The organism is Paenibacillus sp. PSB04 (genome assembly GCF_025809195.1).
GTDB classification, from domain to species: Bacteria; Bacillota; Bacilli; order Paenibacillales; family Paenibacillaceae; genus Paenibacillus_AQ; species Paenibacillus_AQ favisporus.
This window is the reverse complement of the sequence record NZ_CP081301.1, coordinates 6,456,560-6,478,650: the sequence shown is the minus strand read 5'-3', so window position 1 is coordinate 6,478,650 and position 22,091 is coordinate 6,456,560. Positions and strand designations below refer to the sequence as shown.

Genomic DNA, 22,091 nt, shown 5'->3' with positions numbered 1-22,091 from the left:
GGTCTGTATATGGCAAATTCCAAATGGATCAAATGGACGGCAGGCATGGCGGGTGTGGTCATGTTTACAGGTTTCGTAGGATATATCTCCAAGTTTAATCCGGCCGACACTGCTGCAGGGAATGTGGCGAGCGCTTCCCCGATCTTCGGAGCGGGACAAGACGACTCAAGCGGCGACGTCGAGAACCAGTGGCGGGACGAAGCTTCCGGCGGGGACGCAGGGTTCTCCGGGCAGGAACGCGGATTTATGGGCGGCCGCTCCCGGTCGGGCATGGACTTCGGCTCCGGGCAAAGCAGCAGCGGGGAAGGCTCCATGCGCACCCACGCTTCCTAGCGGCAGATGCTGGACGGAGGTGATTGAAGATGCATACATTCAGAGCGATGAACACCGAATTCGTCACGCAGGGACTGCCTGAGGCGGAGCAGAGGGAAGCGGAGTCCTGGTTTGCTTTTGTAGAAAAGCATTTGACCCGCTTCGACCCGGGCAGCGAGCTGTCCGGGCTGAATCGTTCGGCAGGCAGGCCGTTTATGGCGACGCCGATCCTGTTCGAAGCCGTCAGCGTGGCGGTGGATTATTACCATAGGGCCGACGGGTTGTTTAACCCTTTTCTCGGGCAGCTCCTGACTGATCTGGGATACGGCCGAAGTTTCGGAGAGACGGCTGCTGAAAAGAAGGTTTCTTCACAGGCATCCGATCGAACGGAGGCTAATGCAAAGCTGCTGGGCGCTTTTGGCCCGGAGATGGGGGCCAAGCTGAACCCGCTGCTTCGCAGCATCGAGCTGCCTCCGGCATGGTCGGTGGATCTCGGCGGCATCGCCAAGGGCTGGAGCGCCGAGAAGCTCGCGGGCATGATGCGCAGAAAGGGCATTGCACACGGGGCGGTCAGCGCCGGCGGGGACATGATGCTGTGGGGCGGGGAGGACCGTCCGCAGCAGGTTAACATAGCGGATCCATTCGCTTTGGACCGCGACATGGATTCGCTCGTCATCCGCAGGAACGCGGGCGTTGCCACAAGCAGCCGGCTAAAGCGGAAATGGCTGGACGGAGAGGGACAGGAGCGGCATCACATCCTCGATCCTCGCACCATGATGTCTAGCCTGACAGATGTGGTGCAGGCGACGGTCATCCATCCGTCGCTGACGGCGGCCGAGGTCTATGCCAAATGCCTGCTAATCCTTGGCCTGCAGGCCGGGACGGCATGGCTTGAACGCAAACATCCCGCCGCGGCGGCTGTGCTCGTCTGCGAAGACGGCTCCGTCTGTACGGCGGGATTCATCGAAGCATATCGACAGGAGAATGGAAAGGAGGCGGGATGATGGCGGTCTTTTATCATTTCGGCAGCGGCATCAGTCAAATTTTATCGGTGTGGGTGACGACGAGGGCGGCGGGGCTGACCTCTTATATGCTCCTGTTCGCTTCTGTTGCGGCAGGACTGCTGCAGGGAGGGGCGTGGGCGAGAGGGCCGGTGAAAGCGAAGCTGAACATGGTGCATCAATGGTGCGGCTGGTTCGGTCTGTTATTTGGCATGGTTCACGGACTCGTTCTTCTGTTCGACCGGTTTGTCGGGTATTCCTTGGCGGATCTTTTGATCCCCTTTAAGGCGAGCGGCGACCGGTTGTGGATGGGGATGGGGATTTTGTCGCTGTACTTGCTGCTGCTGCTGATCATCAGCTCGGATCTGATGAAGAAGCTCGGCAAAAAGGTATGGCGCTTCATTCACTTTCTGGCCATGCCCGCCTATTTGATGGCGCTGGTCCACGGGATCATGCTGGGAACGGACAGCCGGCAGGCTCCCGTGATTGGGCTCTATGCGGTGACCGGCGTGACGGTGCTCATCCTGCTGGTGAACCGGATCGCCGCTTCTCGCAGAAAGGGCGGAGGGAGACTGATTGTGGTGCAGGAAGGCGGGAAAACCCGCATCAAACAAATTCCTTCTTCACGCTAATAAGACAGGCGGAGTGCTTCTGCGCTCCGCCTGTTAAGCATGATCAAGCGTTATTCGGATGTTATCAAAAGTTCATATTCGCTCGGGTTCGGGCCATTTAGATTTAGCGGCTGTTCTCCTGCCGTCCGGCGTAGTAGGGGGCGCCTGGATCGATGTCGAGCACGACGCGCTGCGGCTCGGCCAGCGCATATTGATGCTCGCAGCGCCAGCGCATCTCTTCGGTGAAGCCGATCGTTTCGCCGTCTTCGATCACGTCTCCCTGCCGGAATAAATAGTACGCCACATCCATCAGCTGGCCGGCCAGCTCGGAAGGGTCAAGGTCAAAGAAGTGGCATTGGACGTCGGGAATCCCGAGCGCCGCCAGCCCAAGCGAATCCATCAGCCCTTCATTGCGCCCGCTCCCGGTCCCTTCCACGTTATAAAAGCGGATGTTCATCGCGCCGTACAGCAGTTCGCCTTGTTCCACTGCCGCCAGGTACGCCTGCGGTTCGACAAGCTTGTCGCTGGCCCGGAAATAGACGGCGTCGCATGGAGCCACCTCCAGCACGGCCCGCAGGGCGCCGGTCATCAGCTGCAATCTGTCTTGGGGCATAAGGCCCGAAGCCACCAGGTCGGTGAGCAGCAGCGTATAACCGCATCCGCTGACGACTTCTCCGGCTTCTCTCCAGTGCCAGGACTGCTGAACGGCGGTGGCATATTCGTCTACCGGGCGGTTTTGGACCGGCATCAGGCTGGTTTGCGCCGGCATCTCGCCTTCCGAATAGGCAACCTTATAGTCCAGGTGAAAAAAGTGCAGCAGATCATCCGGACCGGACTCATCCGGCCCCCACACCGCAAGGCCGGCATGTTCGCGTTCTCCGGCTTGCTGGGTGGAGCCGGTGTAACGCTCCATGCTTGCAAACAAACGGCTTCGGTCGATTTCCGGCTTGTGCCGATATTTCAGTTCGACTGCATATACCCGCGAGAAGCCAAAGCTTTGTTCTTCCTGAGTTACCTCACTCGTCATGTTCCTCTTCTCCTATCGCTGTACTGTTCTCCATTCCTTATTGTAACGAATCTTTCCAATGTGTTCCAGCTCATGCTCCGTATCCCGCCGGACAGGGAGAAGGAAATTTATTTATTTCGGCGAATCGCTGGATGTCATAAAACCGCAGGCCGGCAATAAGTTATAAAAGGCCCGGCTGAAATCGGAGTGCTCCGAAAACGCATCGGTCCCGGGATGTAGTTTTATGTCGAAAAAAGCACAATTAAAGAAGGGATTTGGTGAAACGCATCGAATAAAGAGAAGTGCATTTTTACCTCTACACCCAAATTTCAGGAGGATGTTTAATGATCGTTGTCATGATTGTGCTGTACCTAGCCATATATATCGCCATTTGCGGCGCGTATTTCCAGCTTGCCAAAAAGGCGGGCAGGGACGACATCGCGTGGTTTGCGTTTGTCCCGATTTTGAATTATATTCTCCAGTTGAAGCTGATCAAGGAGAGTGCATGGTGGATCCTGATCACACTGGTGCCGATTGCCAATATCGTGTTCGCCATCATCTGGCAGGTGAAGCTGCTGAACGCGTTCGGCAAGAACGGGGCCTACGTTCTTTTTGCCATTTTCCTGTCCCCGGTATATGTGATTCTGTGGATGGTTTGGGGCTATTCCAGCAAGACGACTTACCAGCTGTACAATCCGCCGGTTCCCCCAGGGCCAACAGCCGCATTTTAAGCAGAAATCGTTCTTGGGCTCTGACCGGATCTTTGCTTACATACCGACAGAACTGAAGCGTGATTCTAAGATTTAACAACACAGGGCATGATTCGTACTCGGGTCGGCCCCAATCATCGAGGTAAAAATGCACACAATGACCGTGACCGCTCCCGTTAGGGGGCGGTTTTGCATTTTCGGATATCGGAGGTGTTACCGGGAGGGAGCTCGATGCATAAAAAACAGGGGAAACAGCAAAATAATGGTAATCATTTCTCGAAGGAGTTTTCCCATTGTTTATTCAGCGGCTGAAAAAGTTTCTGTATACCTATCCCCGGCCTGAGCGGGAGCAAGAACATCAGGATTCTCCTAAGGGGAAGCCCCTGAGCAAAGAACTATCCGACAGTCTGGAGCTGCTCCAACAATCCATGGGCAAAAATACGGATTTTGTCATCCATCATCTCGCAGCCGATCAGGAATCGGACTATAAAGTCATCGTCAGCTTTATCGACGGCCTGGTAGATCCGCTGCTCCTTTCCAAATTGCTGGAAAACCTGAATCGCTTGAAGTTGGATAATTTGCTTCGGGCGGACAAGGCATCTGCCGATTGGCTCAAAAACCAGCTGGCCATAGGGAATGTTCGGGTCATCTGCACGCAGGAAGATTTAATCCATTCGGTCCTGGACGGTAGGGCCGTTATTGTCGTTCAAGGCATGCGGGAAGCCTTCGCCGTATATATCGATGGAGGTTCCCGGCGATCAGTAGAGGAGCCTTCTTCCCAGACGGTGATCCGGGGCCCGAAAGAAGGGTTTACGGAAAATATCACGACCAATATCGCCCTGCTCCGGCGAAAAATCAAATCCCCGCATTTGACCATTGAATCGCATGTCATCGGAACCTATACGCGCACCAACGTATCCATCGCCTATATCGAAGGGATCGCAAACCCGGAGGTCGTCAAGGAAATGACATCGCGGATCCAAAGTATTGAAATCGACGGGATTCTGGAGAGCGGGTACATTGAGGAAATGATACAGGACGGCGTTCAGTCGCCATTCCCAACCATATATAATACCGAGCGGCCCGACACGGTCGCAGGCGGGCTGCTGGAGGGACTGGTCGCCGTCTTTGTGGACGGCACGCCTTTTGTTTTAGTGGCTCCCGTCACTTTTTACCGTTTCCTGACCTCCAGCGAAGATTATTATCAACGATTCGATATTTCTTCCTTTCTTCGCATTGTCCGGATGATCTCGTTTTTCACCGCCCTGCTTCTCCCATCGATTTTTATTTCCTTAACCACCTTCCATCAGGAACTGCTTCCCATGCCGCTTTTGATTTCATTGGCCGCACAGCGGGAAATTACGCCGCTGCCGACGCTGGTCGAAGCGCTGCTGATGGAGCTGACCTTTGAAGTCATTCGTGAAGCAGGCGTCCGGATGCCGAGAGCGATCGGCCCGGCCATTTCTATCGTCGGCGCATTAGTGCTCGGTCAGGCCGCGGTCCAGGCGGGACTGGTATCGGCAGCCGTCGTGATTGTCGTCTCCTTTACAGCGATTTCCAATTTTGCACTTCCGGCGATTAACTTTGCTTCGTCCGTCCGCCTTCTCCGATTTGTCCTGATGATATTTTCCGGAAGCTTCGGGCTGGTCGGTGTGCTTGGGGTATTGATTCCGCTGATGGCGCATCTGGCCTCACTCGAATCGTTTGGCGTACCTTATCTCATGCCGTCATCGCCTTTTAACAAAACGAACCAAAAGGACCAGATGATTCGGGCGCCCTGGTGGAAGCTGCGCACGCGTCCAATAGGCATCGGGGACCAGAACCGGATGCGCCAGCCGAAAGACAAGAAGTCGTTCGCAGAACGTGAGGTCGGGCGCCCGAGGGATCCATTGGCCTAGGAAGGGGGGATGGGGATGAGAAGACGGATTGCCTGCTTGGTGCTGATGGCTTGCCTGTTGCTTACAACAGGCTGCTGGAATCGGGCTGAGCTGAACGACCTGAGAATTACGGTAGCCGGCGGCATCGACCGAGTAGGGGACAAATGGGAAATCAGCTATCAGACGATCATCCCGTCCTCCATGGCCTCCGGGACGGGCGGCTCGGCCGGGATGAGCTCACAGCCGGCCATTTATGTGTTTTCCATGGTTTCCGATACTATTTTCGGGGCCCGAATGAAGAGTAATTTGGAAGCCTCCCGGAAGCTGTATGTCGCACACGCCAAAGTGATTGTGGTCGGCAGGGAAGCGGCAGAGCGGGGGCTCGGCGAGCTGGTTGATTTGTTTCTGCGCAATTCGGAATCCCGTGAAACCGTAGAGCTGCTGCTCACCGACGGAACGGCGAAGGATCTGTTGAAGAAAATGGTTCCTCCTGAAAAGCTGCCGGGTGCAAGCTACAGCGATATTATGGGGAAAGAGTCAAGATTCATATCGATTTTTCCGAAAAAAACGATCTTTGATCTGGCGCTCAGCCTGCATTCGGATGCCAAAAGTATCGGTATACCGGTAGCTACATTTGTGGGTGAGGACACGGAGGAGAATAAGGAGAAGCTGCATTCGCTCGATGTCCTAAAAGAAACCTCACCTCCGCTTTCCTTGAGGCTGACCCGCCTTGGCGTATTCAGCGGGGACCGATTGACCGGATATCTGAGCGGCAGAGAAAGCATGGGGCTGTCGTGGCTGACCGATCAAGTGAAGGGGACCGAGTTATCTTTTCCTTGTCCCCAAGCGAAAAACAAGCATAATTCGATCATCATCACCTCTGCGAAAACGAAGCTCAGGCCCGTCCATGCCGGCACGCACTATACGATGCTGGTTAACGTCAAACTGAATGGGAATTTAATGGAATCCACGTGCAGCAAGGACTTGTCCAAACCGGAGGTCATCCGTGAAATGGAGAAGAGTATCGAAGCGGAAGTCCGTGATCAGATGTCTACCGGTTGGGATGCCGTGCGTCAGATGGGAATTGACGTGACCGGTTACGCCGACATCATTCACCGCAGTTTTCCCAAAGAGTGGAGGAAGATGCAGGCCACATGGCCGGAACAATTTAAACGCATGGATATTCAGGTCCAGGTCAAGGCAACGATCCGCCGGCCGGGACTTATCCAGAAGACGATACAACTGATGAAGTAATAGTTGTCTCCGGGCAGCCCAAGAGAACTGAGTACGATGAAGGAGTATCCTATGATCCGAACGACCCGTGCTTCTGAAATTGCCATATCGTTATCACTGTTTGAAGTAGGAAGCACTACCCTGTTCCTGTTAGGGGGAGAGGCGAAGCAGGACGCCTGGATCGCCATGCTTCTTGGCGCCGGAGCAGGGCTGATGCTGCTTCTGGTTTATTTGCTGATGTACCGCCTGGATGCGGAAAGGGATCTGTTCGAGATGTGCCGGCATTACTTGGGCAGCATATTCGGCTGGATTGCTGCGTTTGCGCTTACCGCTTATTTTGCTTATGAAGCCTCCCGGAATTTTCGCGATATCGGCGAATTGGCCGTTCAAACGATGCTGAACCGGACACCGATGTCGATCATTATTTTCATTTCGGTGCTTATCGGGTCGTACATCACCTATCTTGGGCCACGGGCGGCTTTCAGACTGAGCGTGATTTATGCCTATGTCATGGCGTTCGGATATGTATTGATCTTAGTCATGGTCCCTTTGACGGGGCTGCTGCACACTAAATTCATGTTTCCTGTCCTGGAGAACGGATTCGCTCCAGTGTGGCGGGCGGCCATGCCTAACATCGTATCGTTTCCTTTCGGGCAAACCGTCCTGTTTCTGGTTTATTTTAAATATGCTCAGAGGGGCAAACATCTCGGCAGGCTCACCATCGTATCCTTTCTGGCTACAGCTGTTTTTTTGACCGTTCTAAACCAGCTGGTTATTCTCGTTCTCGGGCCCGAGATTGCCACCATCGGCACGTATCCGCTGTTTATGGTCGTACAGATGATGGAGGTGGCCAACGTGATTGAGAGAGCCGACGCGCTGTTTGTCCTGCTCTTGTTCATGGGCATCGGCATGAAGGCTAATTTCTTACTGATTGGGGCAGGCATCGGCCTTCAGCGCCTCACCGGAATCCGCTACAAGCTGTGGATCATCCCGCTGGGATTGACCGTATTTGGCCTCACGTATTTATCACCCACGTTTACGGAATATTTCAGGGCAGGTCTCAAGCTGACCGTAGAGCAGCTGATGCCGATTACGCAGCTGGTGATTCCCGGGATCCTGGTCATTGCGATGCTGATTGGCAAAAAGAAGCGAAAGCCGGCCTAGGCGAAGATTTCATTGGGATATGCACATAATCCCGCTGCGGAGGTGGAGACCCTATCCGTATCTGTCCTAAAGGGGGATGAAATATGGAACAACTGCTGCAATCGGAATCTTCAGCCCGGCGAATCCGCCGCGAGGCCATGCCTTACCACAGCCCGGAAGATTTAAACCGGGTGGTCGAAGCCGCCAAGGATGCGAGGTTAGTATTGCTCGGCGAGGCTTCGCATGGGACGTCCGAATTTTATACGACCCGCGCCGAAATAACGAAAAGGCTGATCGCAAGCAAGGCGATCCGGTTTATAGCTGTGGAAGGGGACTGGCCTTCCTGCTACGAAGTCAACAAGTACGTCAAGGATTTGGAGGATAACGAAGCCAAATCGGCGGCAGAGGCGCTGCGGGCATTTCACAGATGGCCGTCCTGGATGTGGGCCAACCGGGAAATGGAAGCGTTCATCGAATGGCTCAGAAGCTATAACTTGGGGCGGCCCGCCGGGGAACGGATCGGCTTTTACGGCCTCGACGTATACAGCCTGTGGGAATCCATGCAGCATATCGTCGATTATTTGAAGCAAACGGAGTCGCCTCTCCTGGATACGGCGCTGCAGGCGTTCGGCTGCTTTGAGCCTTATGGGGACGACTCACAGTCCTATGGCATTTCCGCCGGACTGATCGGGGAAAGCTGTGAGGAGGAGATCGTGGCGCTGCTGCATGAAATGCAGCGCACCAGGCTCGGCCATCCGCAGAGCGAAGCGGAGCTGAACGCCATGATGAACACGATGGCAGCCGCCGACGCGGAGCACTATTACCGGACCATGGTCCGCGGAGGACCCGATTCCTGGAACGTCCGGGACCGTCATATGGTTCGGGCGCTCCGGCAGCTGCTCGATTATCACGGGCCGGATGCCCAGGCTGTGCTGTGGGAGCATAATACCCATATCGGGGACGCCCGCGCAACGGACATGGCGGCTGACGGCATGGTCAACGTCGGTCAGCTCGTCCGCGAATATTACCGACCGGCCCAGACGTTCAGCGTCGGCTTCGGCACCCATCACGGGCATGTGCTGGCAGGCTCGGCCTGGGGTGCCCCCGTGGAGGTCATGGAAGTTCCGGCCGCCATCCGGGGCAGTTGGGAAGACCTGCTGGCCCGTGCAGGCGGAGGCGAGAACATGCTATTGCTGTTCGACGCCGATGCCCAGCCGGAGCTGCGGGAAGTATTCGGTCACCGGGCGATCGGCGTCGTCTATGACCCCGGGTATGAGCTTGGGAATTACGTTCCCTCGCGTATGCCGATGCGTTACGATGCGTTCGTCTTTATCCATGAAACCCATGCGTTAGAACCGCTGGCACTGCCGCAGATGGTTTGAAGGTTCATAGTTAAATGAATAAAAGCCGCCTGAGAGGATAAAGGCGGCTTATTTATCGTTTGTTATTTTGAAATATCGATGATATAAGAAGTAATTTCCTTAATTTTTGTTTTGTTTAAACTGCTGTTGAAACGATAAATATTACAGAAAGCGTAGCTCATATTATTTTCGAGGTTGAGTATGCCATTTAAAGAACCGGAATATCCGTGCGTGATGATATTGCTAATGATTAACTCCGTTGGCGTTTTGTCCATCAGCTTTCTGAGCATTTCGAAAACCTGATCCTTACCTTGCAATGTATTATGGCCGACAATATTCCATTGGATATCTTCTATCGTCTTCTCATTAATAAAGTCAATATCGTTGCAAACAAAGGCAGCATTAAACGCTCTGAGGAACTCTTTTTTGGGTGCGTTTCCGCAATCTTCTGCACAAATCATTTTCACCTGTTCGTACCGGGTATTGTCCTCTGCCATGTTCACTTCCCCCCTCATTCAGTTTCTATGATTTTGTTATTCGACATCGAATTTTCATCCTCCTTGTTGTTTAAGGAACCAAACCACACCAGATCGTTTTGCAAATATGGATCAAAAAAGCGGCTCAAGGGATTTTCCCGGCGGCCGCTTTAGCGTGCACAAAAAAAGATTCCCCAAGGTTCTAGGAATCGGCAGCACTCCGAAAACAGGGAGGAAATCGGGCATACGCTGCCGAAAACAATTAGGCGTCCAAGAACCAACAGATGTATGATTACATCCGGAAAGGGAAGGAAGCACTGAACAGCTTGTTGAAAACTTTTTTTTGAAGATATGTCGATCCGGGTTTCGTCCATTCGTCGTCTATATAGAAACCATGAAAAAGGAGATTATTCTCATGCACACTGTCCTTTCAAAAGACGGAACCAAGATCGCTTACGACCGGAGCGGGAGGGGGCCTGCGCTCATCCTGGTGGCGGGGGCGTTCAGTTACCGCAAATTTCCGGCGCAGGTCCAGCTGGCCCAGCTGCTGTCCAGCCAGTTTACCGTATATAACTACGACCGCCGCGGGCGGGGAGACAGCGGGGATTCCCAGCCCTACGCCGTGGAACGCGAGATCGAGGATTTGGAAGCGGTCATCGAAGCGGCCGGAGGCTCCGCGTATGTCTGGGGGCTGTCCTCGGGAGCCGTATTGGCCCTTGAGGCAGCCGCCCGAGGGGCGGCCATCACGAAGCTTGCCCTCCACGAACCGCCGCTTGTGGTCGATGCCTCGGACCGGAAGCCGCCGCAGGACTTTATGCCGCAGGTGACGGAGCTGATCCGCAGCGGGCGGCGCGCCGAAGCGATTAAATATTTTATGACCAAAGGGATGGGAGCCCCCGGGTTCGTCGTCAGCATGATGCGAATGATGCCGAAGGTGTGGGCGAACCTGATGGCGGTGGCCCACACGCTGCCCTATGATGCCGCGCTGCTTGACGGTTATTGGGACGGTAAACCGCTGCCTGTTGAACAGTGGAGCCGCGTGACGATGCCGACGCTTGTTCTGGAAGGGCCGGATAGTCCGATCTCCCTCCGCCATGCCGCCGGTGCGCTGGCTCAAGGACTGCCGAACGCCGTTCTGCTGAGTAAGAAGGGGCTCGGCCATACGAAAAAGCTGGACGCTCCGAAAATTGCGGCGGAACTGTCCGCATTTTTTGCAGACAAGGCGCAGGCATCCGGCATGTAAAGGCATGACTGAACGATCCAGACCAAAAGAAATAAAAAATTTTTAAAAATGAAGCGCTGATGTCGATTTCAGTCTCTCCCGTTCGTCGAAATGATAGAAGCTGAATCAGGGAAGACGGCGGCTTCATCCCAATCCAAGGAGGAATAAAAATATGAGATTTATGATGATCGTCAAAGCGACAACCGATTCTGAAGCGGGAGTTCTGCCAAGTCCGGAGTTACTTGAAGCCATGCAGCGTTATAACGAAGAACTGGCCAGAGCCGGTGTCATGCTCGGAGGCGATGGCCTGTTTCCTAGCTCCAGTGCGATCCGTATCTCCTACCCGGAACCCGGCGGCAAACCGAAAGTGGTCGACGGGCCGTTCACCGAAGCCAAAGAGATGATCGCTGGGTATACTTTGATTGAAGTCAAATCGAGGGAGGAAGCGATCGAGTGGGCGCTGCGGATGCCGGATCCCCACGGATACGGCCAGGGTCAAATTGAGCTGAGACAGGTGTTTGAAATGGAGGACCTGACGGATAATCCGGAAGCCATCGCCAAGGACAACGCGCTCCGGCAGCAGCTGGAGGAGCAACGAAAAGCGTGACTTCATCACAAACGCACCGGACCATTGACGCCATTTGGCGGATTGAATCCCCGAAGCTGATCGCCGGCCTGACGCGAATGGTCCGGGATGTGGGCCTGGCCGAGGATTTGGCCCAGGACGCCCTGGTGATCGCCCTCCAGCGGTGGCCGGAAAGCGGCATCCCCGACAATCCCGGCGCCTGGCTGATGACGGCGGCCAAGCGGAAGGCCATCGATCTGCTGCGCAGAAACAAGCTCCGGGATGAGAAATACGCGGAGATGGCGCAGATAACAGAATTGTATACTGAAGATGACCTGGAGCGGAATATGGACGGGGAGATCGGCGACGATCTCCTCCGTCTGATCTTTATGACCTGCCATCCGGTGCTGTCTCGGGATGCCAGGGTCGCGCTGACGCTTCGCCTGTTATGCGGCCTGACCACGGATGAAATCGCCCGTTCCTTTCTGACGGCAGAATCGACCATCGCCCAGCGGATCGTCCGCGCCAAACGAACCTTAAGCAGCCGCAAGGTTCCTTTTGAGGTTCCGGCAGGAGAGGAGCTGCAGGAGCGCTTGAGCGCCGTACTTGAGGTCATCTACCTGATGTTTAATGAAGGATACTCGGCGACGACCGGAGACCACTGGCTCCGCCCGCTGCTCTGCCAGGAAGCGCTGCGGCTTGGACGCGTTCTGGCCGAGATTGCCCCGGAGGAACCGGAGGTTCACGGATTGGTGGCTTTGATGGAAATCCAGTCCTCCCGTTTCAAGACCCGGGTCAGCGCTTCCGGCGAGCCGGTGCTGCTGATGGACCAGAATCGGGCGCAGTGGGACAGGCTGCTTATCCGCCGTGGGCTGGCGGCGCTGGAGCGGTGCCGGAAGCTGGGCCGCCCGCTCGGTCCTTACGCGCTTCAGGCGGCGATATCCGCCTGTCATGCGCAGGCGCCCGCTGCAGCGGACACGGATTGGGCCCGAATCGCTGCCCTCTACGAGGCGCTGTCCAGGGTGGCGCCCTCCCCGATCGTCGAGCTGAACCGGGCGGTGGCCATTTCGATGGCCTTCGGTCCGGCATTCGGTCTGCAGCTCGTCGATGAGCTGATGCACGAACCCGCCCTGAAAGAGTATCACCTGCTCCCGAGCGTCCGCGGCGACCTTCTGGTCAAGCTCGGAAGGATGGACGAAGCCCGCTCCGAATTCGAACGGGCGGCCGCCATGACCCGCAACAGCCGTGAGCAGCAGCTGCTCTTGAAGCGGGCCGCGGAGTGCGGCGGTTCACCAAATTAATTATTTTGCTGCTGTATGTCGATGAAGGACGTTCCCATTCGTCGTTATAGCAGGTGGAAGAATAAGAAGGGCAGGAAATCGTGGCCTTTAGTCTTCCTCCAACAAGGAGGGAAACGTTCATGAGATTTATGTTGATTGTCAGGGCTAACGGGTTGTCGGAAGCCGGTATTTTACACACGCGCCGGTTCGAGGAAGGGATGGCCGAATATCGCAAGGCGTTGGCACAGGCAGGCAAGCTCCTTGCTGCCGAGGAGCTCCAGCCCAGTTCAAGCGGGGTCCGAATCCGGCTTACCGGCCGTGACGGAATTCCGGAGGTCTGCCCCGGTCCATTCCCTGTGGATCATCGGCTCATCGCGGGATACGTAGTCATCGAGTCGGCAACGGCGGACGAGGCGGTGGAATGGGCTATGAAGATGCCGGTACCCGAAGGCTGTGAGGGCAGCGAAGTAGATGTCCGCGAGCTCAGGGAATGGGCACAGGAAGACCGAAATCCAAGGGTGTTGGCCCTGGAAGCGGACCTGCAGGAGCAGGTCCGTATGCTGGATCAGATGCAGAAATTTTCATAAGCAACCCATTCATCGTTGACAAAGGAGCGAATCATAAATGAATCAGGAAGTCGTCGATTATATTGAGGCGTTGAAAGAACCGTGGCAAAACGAGCTGTCCACCCGTCTGCGTGAAGTGGTCCATCAGGCCCTGCCGGACGTGAGCGAGCGCATCCAGTACAAGAAACCCCATTTTTTGAAAAACGGAAAATACGCTGCCGTCATCTCCGCCTCGAAGGATGCGGTCAGCTTTACGATCTTTAATGCGGACGGGCTGGACCTTCCGGAAGGCATGTTTGAGGGACCGGCGGAAAGAAAAACGATGAAGCTGCGCAAAGGGGACTCGTTTGATGCCGGCCAGCTGTCGGCTTGGCTCAGCCAGGCTGCCGAAACGCTGTAAATGTTATCTTTAGACCCGACGCGATATGGAAATCCAAACCCTTGAATGCCAAGGGTTTTTTTGCTTTTTTTCGCAGAACCGGGAATCATTCGGGCAGGATGGGACACCCTATAACAGGTCCAGGATTGACCGCCATATTATGCTTCTTGGAGTGGTTAAAGAGCTGATGAACCGATTCAAGTCTCGTTATGCCCGTTATATTGCCGCCGCCCTGTCGACTGCATTGATTGCAGGCGCGGTCCTGCTCTACCGGAACCTTCCGGCCAAGCTGCAGCCCGAAACCAAGCCGCATTCGTTGACAAAAAAAGAGGTTAAGCCCCAGCGCGAAAAAACGATTCCCGAAAAACTTGAAGAGCTCGACCGGACTTATCCGTTTGGGGAGCCTCCCGAGGGCAGTGCCAGAACCTATTGGGGGGCCGGAAAGGGCAAAAATCTCATTGTCGTTCAGCTGGAATCCTTTCAAAATTTTGTGCTGAATGCATCGGTTCAGGGGCATCAGGTAGCGCCGGTAATGAAACAGTTGTCCAAAGAAAGCTTGTATTTTCCATACATATTCCAGCAAATCGGAGTAGGCAATACGTCAGACGCCGAGTTTGCCGCCAGCACGTCGATCTACCCCATCGGGTTTTCAGCCATGTCTACTACGTATGCCGACCGAAAGCTGCCGAGCCTTGCCAAGCTGTTGGGCAGGAATAATTACGTTACGGCGACGTTTCATGTCAATGACGTGACCTTCTGGAACCGGGACCAAATGTATCCGGCGCTGGGGTTTCACGCGTATTATGACAAGCCCTATTTCAGCAAGGTCAAATTCAGCCGGTTCGGGGCGTCGGATGAGGAATTGTTCCGGGTCGGTATCCGTAAAATGAAAACGATGCGAAAGCTGGACAAGCGGTTCTACGCCCAATTCGTTACCGTGACGAGCCATTCTCCCTATAAAATCAAAGAAGCCGACAAGCGTCTTCACCTTCCTGACGACTTCGCCGATGGGCGCCTCGGGGACTACTTGACGGCCGTCAACTATACCGATTATGCCTTGGGAACCTTTATCGACAAGCTGAAAAGATCGGGGCTCTGGGATACCAGCGTAGTCGTGATCTATGGAGACCATTTCGGCCTTCATAAAAGGTATCATCGCCCCGCCACCGTCAGCAAAGCGCTCGGCATTCCGTACCATAAGCACATCAGCACGTACAACGTGCCGCTGATCATCCACCTGCCCGGCCAGCGCGAAGGCAAGAGGATCGAGCGGATCGGAGGGCAGATCGATATTTTGCCCACAGTGGCCAATGTGATGGGCATTGATTTGAAACAGGAGAAATTTACCGCATTCGGCCACGATTTGGCCAACGTCGGTCACAATATTGTCGGATCGCGGTATTACATGCCGGCCGGCTCCTTTTTTAATGACGACATCGTGTTTGTCGCTGGAAAAAACGGATTTGAGGACGGAAAGGCATACGATCTCCGTACGATGCTGCCGGTACAGAACGTCGAGCGGTATCGACCGGACTTTGAATTTATTCAAAAGCGGATGGGGCTGTCGGACCGGTACGTGAAGCGTCTGCCCGCCAGACCCGGCGTCAAGCTGGAATCCCAGTCGAAGCAGGAGCCTGCGGGGGCCAAAGCGCCGCCTAAAGCGGAAACCGGGCCGGGAGCAAAGCCGGGTGAAAAGCAGGCGGGGAATGATGGGCCAGCCGGCCTCCGTGCCAAGCCGAGTTCAAACGGAAAAGCGGGGAAGGACGGAAGTAAAGAGCGCATCAAGCAGCCTGCAGCGGATCATCCGGCACGGTGAGCGGAACATTCAACGGCATGGATCGTCATACCAAAAAACAGCGGCTCCACCGGATACACCGGGGACCGCTGTTTTGCCGTTAAGGGGAGTGCAGCCTGGTGGAAATAGGAAATTACTCCGCCGAATCTGATCCGGAAGCGCCGGCGCTTCCGTCTGCCGGCGGCTGGCCGCCCTGGTCCCCGGGCACACCCTGCCCGCCCGGCATCCCGGCTGAGGCGCCTTGGCCTTGACCGCCGCCCATCTGTCCTTGAGGGAACTGCCCGGGCTCGAACGGACGGTGCACCATCTCTCCCCCGAGATGAGCGGTATACATCACCAGGACGACGGCTGCGAGGGTCGCCACGAGGTACAGCGGGTTTCTGCCGACGTCCCGCTTCTTCCAGAGCCCAATCGCTCCGCGGACGATGCATAGCGCGATCGCCAAATACATCGTATAGACGCCGTACATGGCATGAGTTTCTACGTTCGGATTGCGCATCATTTTCGGTCCGGTCAATACCGCAGCGACCGTGCTGACCGTGCCGATGATGAGGCAGATGAGGGCTGCGGAATGCCACTCCCGTTTTTTCCAGATCAGAGCAGCCAGATCAAACAGCAGGCTGAACAGCAGGAGCACGATCGGAAAATGCGTAATGATAAAATGCTTGTTATCCCATAAATAATTCATCACCATTTCTCCTCCACTTCAATTAACACTACATAACGTAGTTTTAAGTTTCCGAAAAAACGCCGCTGCCTGATATGAAACGGCAAGGCGTTGTTTTACCGCATTATCCAATGCCAAATACGACGAATCCGAATGCGATCAGAGAGACGATGCAGGGGATAAGCGGCGGACGCAGCGGCGGCTTAAAGTGCGGATCCACCAGCAGCTTCAAGCGCAGATTGATCGCGTTGTCGGCAAACGACGCGCTGCTCGGTACCAGCGTGGCGGATGTCCCCCGCTTCAGCATCACGAGCAGGGCACTGCCCAGATCGGCGACGCTTCCGGTGGCGCGAACGGCCTGACGGTCGGCCATCAGCTCGATCAGCATTTTGTATTTGCCGATCAGCCAGCGGTAGATCGGTATGTACCAGAACGTGGTGCCGACCAGCGTCAGCAGAAAAATTTTAAGCGGATGCCTCTCGCTCAAATGGTACTTCTCGTGAGCCATGACGGCCGCGAGTTCGCTCTCGCTCAGCTCGCATATGAGGCCTGTCGACAGGACGATGCGGGGCCGCAGCAGTCCCACCGTCATGGCGACCTGATCCGGATGATCGATCACAGTTAAAGCTTGGGGACCAAGTCCGTGCTCTTCGCCGATCGCCTGCGATAAGTCGGGATCCAGGCAGCGGTGCAGAAGCTTCCTCCAGCGGAACGAAGCGATGCCTTCCCGGAGCCAGACGGCAAGCGACAGCAGGAGTGAGGTAAGCAGCAAAAACAGCATGACATTGATCCGGACCGGGAACCCGATGAATCGCAAAAATTCAATGCAGACATTAAAGAGGTTCGCCGGCATACGGACATGGAAAATGAACTGAACCACAAACAGCGTCATCTGCACGTAGACCAAGCCGGCCGTCAGCATGACAAAGGCGAGCATCCCTTTCGATCGCTTTTCCCACATGGCTTACCGATCCTTTTTCCATTGTTTGATTTGCTTCTCCAGCTGGTCGAGCAGGTCGGGGTCCACCTGTTCCATCGCATCGATCATATGGGCGACGGCCCGGGAACCGAACTCCTTAACCAGATCGTAGGACAGCTCTTTCGATTGTTCCTCCAGAAACTGCTCCTTCGTCAGAACGGGGCTGTACACGTAAGATTTCCCCTGAAGCTTCTTCTGCAGAATCCCCTTGTCAACAAGCCGGTTCATGACCGTCATGATCGTGTTGAAGCTCATGGGCTTGTCTTCGCTGATCTTGGCGTTCACTTCCTTGATGGTCACCGCCTCCAGGCGGCTCCAGATCACGTCCATGACCTTGGCTTCAAGCGGGCCGAAGAATCGCTCCAATCCCCGTCCTTGATAATTGAACTTGTTCATCTTCATACAGTGCACTCCCTTTACACTACAAATTATAGTGTTATGTCGGCATGCCCGTCAACCAGGACCGGAGCACTGGCTTTCCTGGCCTTCAGCGCCTGCATAACCTGCGCAGCTAAAGGATATGATTTCAAGAAAAGTTCTTCTAGCAAACGGACGATGCTGTGATACAATAGGTAAGTCGTTTTTTTTGGCATACCGTAGGGAGGGAGTCACACCATTCATGAAACAGGTGCCGTTTATCGCCGTAGAAGGGCCCATTGGAGCGGGGAAAACCACGCTGGCTGCGATGCTGGCTAACAGACTGGGCTTTCCGGTGGTGAAGGAAATTGTGGAGGAAAATCCGTTCATCGAGTCATTTTACGAGAATATGGAGGACTGGAGCTTTCAGCTCGAAATGTTCTTTCTGTGCAGCCGGTACAAGCAGCTCACCCATACGGTGAACGGCTATATCGGCAAGGGACAGCCGGTTATCTCCGATTATCATATGTATAAAAATTTAATTTTCAGCGAAAGAACGCTGCACGGCGTCGAGCGGGAGAAGTACCGGCAAATCTATCAGGTGCTGACCGGCGATCTGCCGAAGCCGAACGTCATTATCTATATCCGGGCCAGCCTGGATACGCTGCTGCAACGGATCGCCCGGCGGGGCCGCCCTTTTGAAGAAGGAATGGATCCCGCCTATCTCAAGCAGCTGATCGAGGACTATGATGCCGCGATGGGCAAGCTCAGTGACGGCACAGACGGCGCATCGACGGTACTGCTGACGATTAATGGGGACGAAGTTGATTTCGTCAAGAATGAGGAACAATTTGAAACGATATCCTCGCAAATAAAGGAGCTTGTGTATGAATCCATATAATATCCCGGATAATGCGGTCATTACGGTGGCGGGCACGGTGGGTGTCGGCAAATCGACGCTGACGGCGGCGCTGGCCGGTTCGCTCGGCTTTAAAACCTCGCTTGAGCAGGTGGACGACAATCCGTACCTGGAGAAGTTCTACCACGATTTTGAGCGCTGGAGCTTCCATCTTCAAATCTATTTCCTGGCCGAGCGGTTTAAAGAGCAGAAGCGCATGTTCGAACTCGGCGGTGGCTTTGTCCAGGACCGTTCCATCTATGAGGATACCGGGATTTTCGCCAAAATGCATGCGGATAAAGGGACGATGTCGGAAACGGACTTCCGTACATATACCAGCCTCTTCGAGGCGATGGTAATGACGCCTTATTTTCCGCATCCGGACGTCCTGATCTATATCGAAGGGAGCCTGCCGTCCATTCTGTCCCGAATCCGGGAACGCGGCCGCGAGATGGAAATCCAGACAGACGTGTCTTATTGGGAAGAAATGCATGAACGATATACGGTTTGGATTAACGGATTTCATGCCTGCCCGGTGCTGCGCCTGAACATCGAGGATTATGATGTGCACGACGAGCGGTCCATGTCCGACATTTTGACGCAAGTGGGCCGAACGATTGCAGGCACGCCGGCAAAATTATAGTTATAAAGGAAGACGGATCATGCCAGTGGGCGTGGTCCGTTTTTTAGATTATAAATGATCAGCGGAGCTGTCCAGCTCTGTCAACGGTTAACGGACGAAAGTGCCGGCAGGAATATCATGAAGCGCGCGCTTTCCCCGGTTAAGCAGCAGGAACACGATATACAGCAGAATCATCCCGTTCGGAATCAGAACCAATGCGGGATACGGCGGCTCCGGGACGTTCCACCATGGGTCCGGAACCAGGACGATCAGATGGGTCAGCTCCCACGGCAGCAGCTTGAGGCAGGTCCGGCCGGCGGCCTGGATAAAGGAAATACGCTCTCCGTCCCGGCGGGTCACCGAGAGCCGCAGCAGCTTTTTGCCTAACGTCGCGCCGAAAAAATACTCCGACACGATAAAATACAGCCACACGGGGAAGGACATCGTGGCAAGCACCCAGCATTCGATTTGATAGCCCTTGACCAGCCTGTCAAACGGGAATCCTCCGGTCAGATGATAGGCCGCCAGCTGAAGACCGACGAGCACAAGCGCAAGCATGATAAAATCCAGCCCGTAGGCGGTAAGTCTTACCAAGGTCAGCTTCATGGCCGTTTCCCCTTTCCGTATCGTACGGAGTTGATGATGGTGGTTCTGCTTCTTCCAATGTACGTCGAACGCGGTTTGTCTAATCCTATTATCTATGACGGCGGGCTGCGGATCTACAACCTTTCATTCTGATTTTTTTGGATAACGCTGCTTCCTTGAAACATTATAACGTTATATTTACTTACGGGTAGTTCCGTGCTATCTTAAACATTATAACGTTATAATAAAAAGACAGGTGATGACATGGAGCAAACGACCGTACTCCGCCAAGTGAAGCTTGTGAGCGGAGAAGAAATCGACATCGTCATAACCAAGGGCATCATCGCCGGCATTACGGCTGCCGGCGAGGGGAAGGGCGACGCCGTATGGGACGGCCGGGGCACTTACGTGTCGAGCGGCTGGATCGATATGCACGTCCATGCCTTTCCCGAATTTGACCCTTACGGCGATGACATTGACGAAATCGGCGTCAAGCAGGGCGTCACGACGATCGTCGACGCGGGAAGCTGCGGGGCCGACCGGATTGCCGATCTGGCCGCCAGCGGACGTGCAGCCAAGACGAATCTGCTCGCCTTCATGAACATTTCGCGGATCGGCTTGCAACGGGTGGATGAGCTGTCCCGGCTGGAATGGATCGACCGCGGCAAAGCGATCGAGGCGGCGCAGACGTATCCGGAGCTGATCGTCGGGCTGAAGGCGCGCATCAGCCGGAGCGTCGTCAAGGAGAGCGGGCTCGAGCCGCTGCGCCTTGCCCGGGGTTTGTCGGACGATACCGGCCTGCCGCTGATGGTGCATATCGGTTCGGCGCCGCCGGATATCCGGGACGTGATTCCCCTTCTGGAGAAGGGCGACATCATCACCCACTATTTAAACGGCAAGAGCAACAATCTGTTTGATGCAGACGGCCGTCCGCTGAAAGTGCTCACCGATGCCGTGCGGCGCGGCGTCCATCTGGACGTTGGGCATGGGACGGCAAGCTTTTCCTTCCGGGTGGCTGAAGACGCGAAACGGCACGGCATTCATCCGGATACGATCAGTACGGATATTTACCGGGGCAACCGGCTGAACGGTCCCGTGTACAGCTTAGCAAATGTACTTTCCAAGTTCCTCAGCCTGGGGTATTCTCTAGAGGAAACGATCAGCAGAGTCACGGTCCGTGCTGCGCAGTGGCTTGGCAGACCCGAGCTCGGGCGGATACAGGTCGGGGATGCGGCGAATTTGAGCCTCTTTACGGTGTGCGGCGAATCCGCGCAGCTTGTAGATTCCGAGGGTGTGCACAGAACGGCTGAGCAAGTCATTACTACCAAAGGAGTGGTCATTCATGGGGAATTCATTGTTTTCTAAGTATGGGCTCAAGCGGGTCATCAATGCCAGCGGACGGATGAGCATTCTCGGCGTTTCCGCGCCGACGGACACGGTCATGGAAGCGATGAAGCAGGGCGGACAGAGCTATGTGGAAATCGCCGACCTGGTGGATAAGGCGGGCGATTACATTGCCGGAGTTCTCGGCTCGGAGGCGGCGGTCATCGTCAACTCGGCGTCCAGCGGCATCGCCTTGTCGGTGGCCGGTATCGTTACGCAGGGAAACCGCCGCCGGAGCGAACAGCTGCATAAAGAGCCGATCGCGAAAAACGAAATTATTATTCTTAAAGGTCATAACGTGCAGTACGGCGCTCCGGTGGAAACGATGGTCTACCTCGGCGGCGGCAAGCTGGTCGAGGTTGGATATGCCAATGAGGGGCGCACGGAGCATATCGAAGACGCTGTGACGGACAAGACGGCTGCCATTTTGTACGTAAAATCGCATCATGCCGTACAAAAGAACATGATCTCCGTTGAAGAAGCGTGGGAAGCCGCCAAGCGGGCAGGCGTACCGCTGATCGTCGACGCTGCGGCGGAAGAAGACCTCCAGAAGTACGTGAAGTGCTCGGATCTGGCCATATACAGCGGCTCCAAGGCGATCGAAGGACCGACCTCCGGCATTGTGGCGGGCAAACGGGAATATATCGAGTGGGTGAAGGTCCAGCTGCATGGTATCGGACGAAGCATGAAGGTGGGCAAGGAAACGTCGTTCGGCCTGCTGCAGGCGCTGGACGAATATATGGTCAAAGTCGATCGGAGCGAGGAGGAAAAGGCATCGCTGCAGGCGCTGATGCCGCTGAACGACATTCCCGGGGTCCGGGTAACGATCGTGCAGGATGAGGCCGGCCGGGCCATTTACCGGGCGCGGGTGCAGATCGATCCGCAGCAGGCGGGAACGACCGCCAAGGATGTGAACGACGGCTTGAGACAGGGCGCCATTGCGATATATACCCGGGATTACGGCGTAAGACAGGGGTATTTTGACATCGATCCAAGGCCGTTGATGGGCGATGACATGACGGTGATTGAATCGCGAATCCGTGAATTGACAGGAGGAAAATAA

The 22,091-nt window shown here is 55.2% G+C and carries 24 protein-coding genes; 18 read left to right on the top strand and 6 right to left on the bottom strand.

The window, feature by feature from the left end:
- Nucleotides 1–9: 9 nt before the first annotated feature.
- From K2F33_RS29850 to K2F33_RS29840, 3 genes are read left to right on the top strand one after another with little or no spacing between them, the layout of a single operon-like run.
- Entirely contained in the window at nucleotides 10–333 is a 324-nt protein-coding gene (locus tag K2F33_RS29850) for a hypothetical protein (protein WP_089546419.1), read from the top strand.
- Nucleotides 334–362: 29 nt separating this feature from the next.
- Entirely contained in the window at nucleotides 363–1,316 is a 954-nt protein-coding gene (locus K2F33_RS29845; RefSeq protein ID WP_212983127.1) for an FAD:protein FMN transferase, read from the top strand.
- Nucleotides 1,313–1,945, top strand: coding sequence for a ferric reductase-like transmembrane domain-containing protein (locus K2F33_RS29840; RefSeq protein WP_263880329.1), 633 nt, complete (start codon nucleotides 1,313–1,315; stop codon nucleotides 1,943–1,945). The genes K2F33_RS29845 and K2F33_RS29840 overlap by 4 nt, the downstream gene beginning before the upstream one ends.
- Nucleotides 1,946–2,048: 103 nt before the next feature.
- Here the strand turns inward: K2F33_RS29840 and K2F33_RS29835 are convergent, their stop codons facing one another.
- Nucleotides 2,049–2,951, bottom strand: coding sequence for a DUF4261 domain-containing protein (locus K2F33_RS29835; RefSeq protein ID WP_212983128.1), 903 nt, complete (start codon nucleotides 2,949–2,951; stop codon nucleotides 2,049–2,051).
- A 323-nt stretch (nucleotides 2,952–3,274) separates the two neighbouring features.
- Here K2F33_RS29835 and K2F33_RS29830 point away from each other — a divergent pair, with 323 nt between their 5' ends.
- The 5 genes from K2F33_RS29830 (at nucleotide 3,275) to K2F33_RS29810 (ending at nucleotide 9,275) form a co-directional block, all read left to right on the top strand.
- Nucleotides 3,275–3,661, top strand: a complete 387-nt coding sequence (locus K2F33_RS29830) for a DUF5684 domain-containing protein (RefSeq protein ID WP_076168600.1) — start codon at nucleotides 3,275–3,277, stop codon at nucleotides 3,659–3,661.
- 272 nt (nucleotides 3,662–3,933) lie between these two features.
- Nucleotides 3,934–5,538 carry a spore germination protein gene (locus tag K2F33_RS29825; protein WP_306433646.1) on the top strand — a complete coding sequence of 535 codons (1,605 nt, stop codon included), beginning with the start codon at nucleotides 3,934–3,936 and terminating at the stop codon, nucleotides 5,536–5,538.
- 15 nt (nucleotides 5,539–5,553) lie between these two features.
- A complete protein-coding gene (locus K2F33_RS29820) occupies nucleotides 5,554–6,771 on the top strand; it encodes a Ger(x)C family spore germination protein (RefSeq protein ID WP_076168598.1) in 1,218 nt (405 codons plus the stop codon).
- A 51-nt stretch (nucleotides 6,772–6,822) separates the two neighbouring features.
- Nucleotides 6,823–7,914 carry a GerAB/ArcD/ProY family transporter gene (locus tag K2F33_RS29815; RefSeq protein WP_263880328.1) on the top strand — a complete coding sequence of 364 codons (1,092 nt, stop codon included), beginning with the start codon at nucleotides 6,823–6,825 and terminating at the stop codon, nucleotides 7,912–7,914.
- Nucleotides 7,915–7,997: 83 nt separating this feature from the next.
- Nucleotides 7,998–9,275: an erythromycin esterase family protein gene (locus K2F33_RS29810; RefSeq protein ID WP_263880327.1), complete on the top strand. Its 1,278-nt coding sequence runs from the start codon at nucleotides 7,998–8,000 to the stop codon at nucleotides 9,273–9,275.
- Nucleotides 9,276–9,337: 62 nt separating this feature from the next.
- Here the strand turns inward: K2F33_RS29810 and K2F33_RS29805 are convergent, their stop codons facing one another.
- Entirely contained in the window at nucleotides 9,338–9,751 is a 414-nt protein-coding gene (locus K2F33_RS29805; protein WP_076168596.1) for a nuclear transport factor 2-like protein, read from the bottom strand.
- Between the two features lie 394 nt (nucleotides 9,752–10,145).
- On the opposite strand from K2F33_RS29805, the gene K2F33_RS29800 reads away from it, so the two are divergent.
- The 6 genes from K2F33_RS29800 (at nucleotide 10,146) to K2F33_RS29775 (ending at nucleotide 15,558) form a co-directional block, all read left to right on the top strand.
- A complete protein-coding gene (locus K2F33_RS29800) occupies nucleotides 10,146–10,973 on the top strand; it encodes an alpha/beta fold hydrolase (RefSeq protein WP_076168594.1) in 828 nt (275 codons plus the stop codon).
- Between the two features lie 151 nt (nucleotides 10,974–11,124).
- Entirely contained in the window at nucleotides 11,125–11,559 is a 435-nt protein-coding gene (locus tag K2F33_RS29795; protein WP_076168592.1) for a YciI family protein, read from the top strand.
- A complete protein-coding gene (locus tag K2F33_RS29790) occupies nucleotides 11,556–12,818 on the top strand; it encodes an RNA polymerase sigma factor (RefSeq protein WP_076168590.1) in 1,263 nt (420 codons plus the stop codon). Before K2F33_RS29795 ends, K2F33_RS29790 begins: the two co-directional genes overlap by 4 nt.
- Before the next feature lie 119 nt (nucleotides 12,819–12,937).
- Nucleotides 12,938–13,384, top strand: a complete 447-nt coding sequence (locus K2F33_RS29785) for a YciI family protein (protein ID WP_076168588.1) — start codon at nucleotides 12,938–12,940, stop codon at nucleotides 13,382–13,384.
- Nucleotides 13,385–13,421: 37 nt separating this feature from the next.
- Entirely contained in the window at nucleotides 13,422–13,763 is a 342-nt protein-coding gene (locus tag K2F33_RS29780) for a DUF1801 domain-containing protein (protein ID WP_076168586.1), read from the top strand.
- A gap of 139 nt (nucleotides 13,764–13,902) precedes the next feature.
- Nucleotides 13,903–15,558 carry an LTA synthase family protein gene (locus tag K2F33_RS29775; protein ID WP_263880326.1) on the top strand — a complete coding sequence of 552 codons (1,656 nt, stop codon included), beginning with the start codon at nucleotides 13,903–13,905 and terminating at the stop codon, nucleotides 15,556–15,558.
- 112 nt (nucleotides 15,559–15,670) lie between these two features.
- Here the strand turns inward: K2F33_RS29775 and K2F33_RS29770 are convergent, their stop codons facing one another.
- From K2F33_RS29770 to K2F33_RS29760, 3 genes are all read right to left on the bottom strand, one after another.
- Nucleotides 15,671–16,225 (bottom strand): DUF2231 domain-containing protein, encoded by a 555-nt coding sequence (locus K2F33_RS29770; protein ID WP_263880325.1) that lies wholly within the window; start codon nucleotides 16,223–16,225, stop codon nucleotides 15,671–15,673.
- Between the two features lie 103 nt (nucleotides 16,226–16,328).
- Entirely contained in the window at nucleotides 16,329–17,165 is an 837-nt protein-coding gene (locus K2F33_RS29765; protein ID WP_212983137.1) for a M56 family metallopeptidase, read from the bottom strand.
- A 3-nt stretch (nucleotides 17,166–17,168) separates the two neighbouring features.
- Nucleotides 17,169–17,585 (bottom strand): BlaI/MecI/CopY family transcriptional regulator, encoded by a 417-nt coding sequence (locus K2F33_RS29760; RefSeq protein WP_089546433.1) that lies wholly within the window; start codon nucleotides 17,583–17,585, stop codon nucleotides 17,169–17,171.
- Nucleotides 17,586–17,802: 217 nt separating this feature from the next.
- Here K2F33_RS29760 and K2F33_RS29755 point away from each other — a divergent pair, with 217 nt between their 5' ends.
- Together K2F33_RS29755 and K2F33_RS29750 are read left to right on the top strand one after the other, a co-directional pair.
- Nucleotides 17,803–18,441 (top strand): deoxynucleoside kinase, encoded by a 639-nt coding sequence (locus K2F33_RS29755; protein WP_212983138.1) that lies wholly within the window; start codon nucleotides 17,803–17,805, stop codon nucleotides 18,439–18,441.
- Nucleotides 18,428–19,081, top strand: coding sequence for a deoxynucleoside kinase (locus K2F33_RS29750; RefSeq protein WP_076168573.1), 654 nt, complete (start codon nucleotides 18,428–18,430; stop codon nucleotides 19,079–19,081). The genes K2F33_RS29755 and K2F33_RS29750 overlap by 14 nt, the downstream gene beginning before the upstream one ends.
- An 87-nt stretch (nucleotides 19,082–19,168) precedes the next feature.
- Here K2F33_RS29750 and K2F33_RS29745 read toward each other — a convergent pair whose 3' ends face one another.
- Entirely contained in the window at nucleotides 19,169–19,666 is a 498-nt protein-coding gene (locus K2F33_RS29745; RefSeq protein ID WP_212983139.1) for an RDD family protein, read from the bottom strand.
- Nucleotides 19,667–19,909: 243 nt separating this feature from the next.
- On the opposite strand from K2F33_RS29745, the gene K2F33_RS29740 reads away from it, so the two are divergent.
- Nucleotides 19,910–21,010 (top strand): amidohydrolase/deacetylase family metallohydrolase, encoded by a 1,101-nt coding sequence (locus tag K2F33_RS29740; RefSeq protein WP_212983140.1) that lies wholly within the window; start codon nucleotides 19,910–19,912, stop codon nucleotides 21,008–21,010.
- Complete coding sequence (locus tag K2F33_RS29735) at nucleotides 20,988–22,091, top strand: DgaE family pyridoxal phosphate-dependent ammonia lyase (RefSeq protein ID WP_076168566.1); 1,104 nt, start codon at nucleotides 20,988–20,990, stop codon at nucleotides 22,089–22,091. Before K2F33_RS29740 ends, K2F33_RS29735 begins: the two co-directional genes overlap by 23 nt.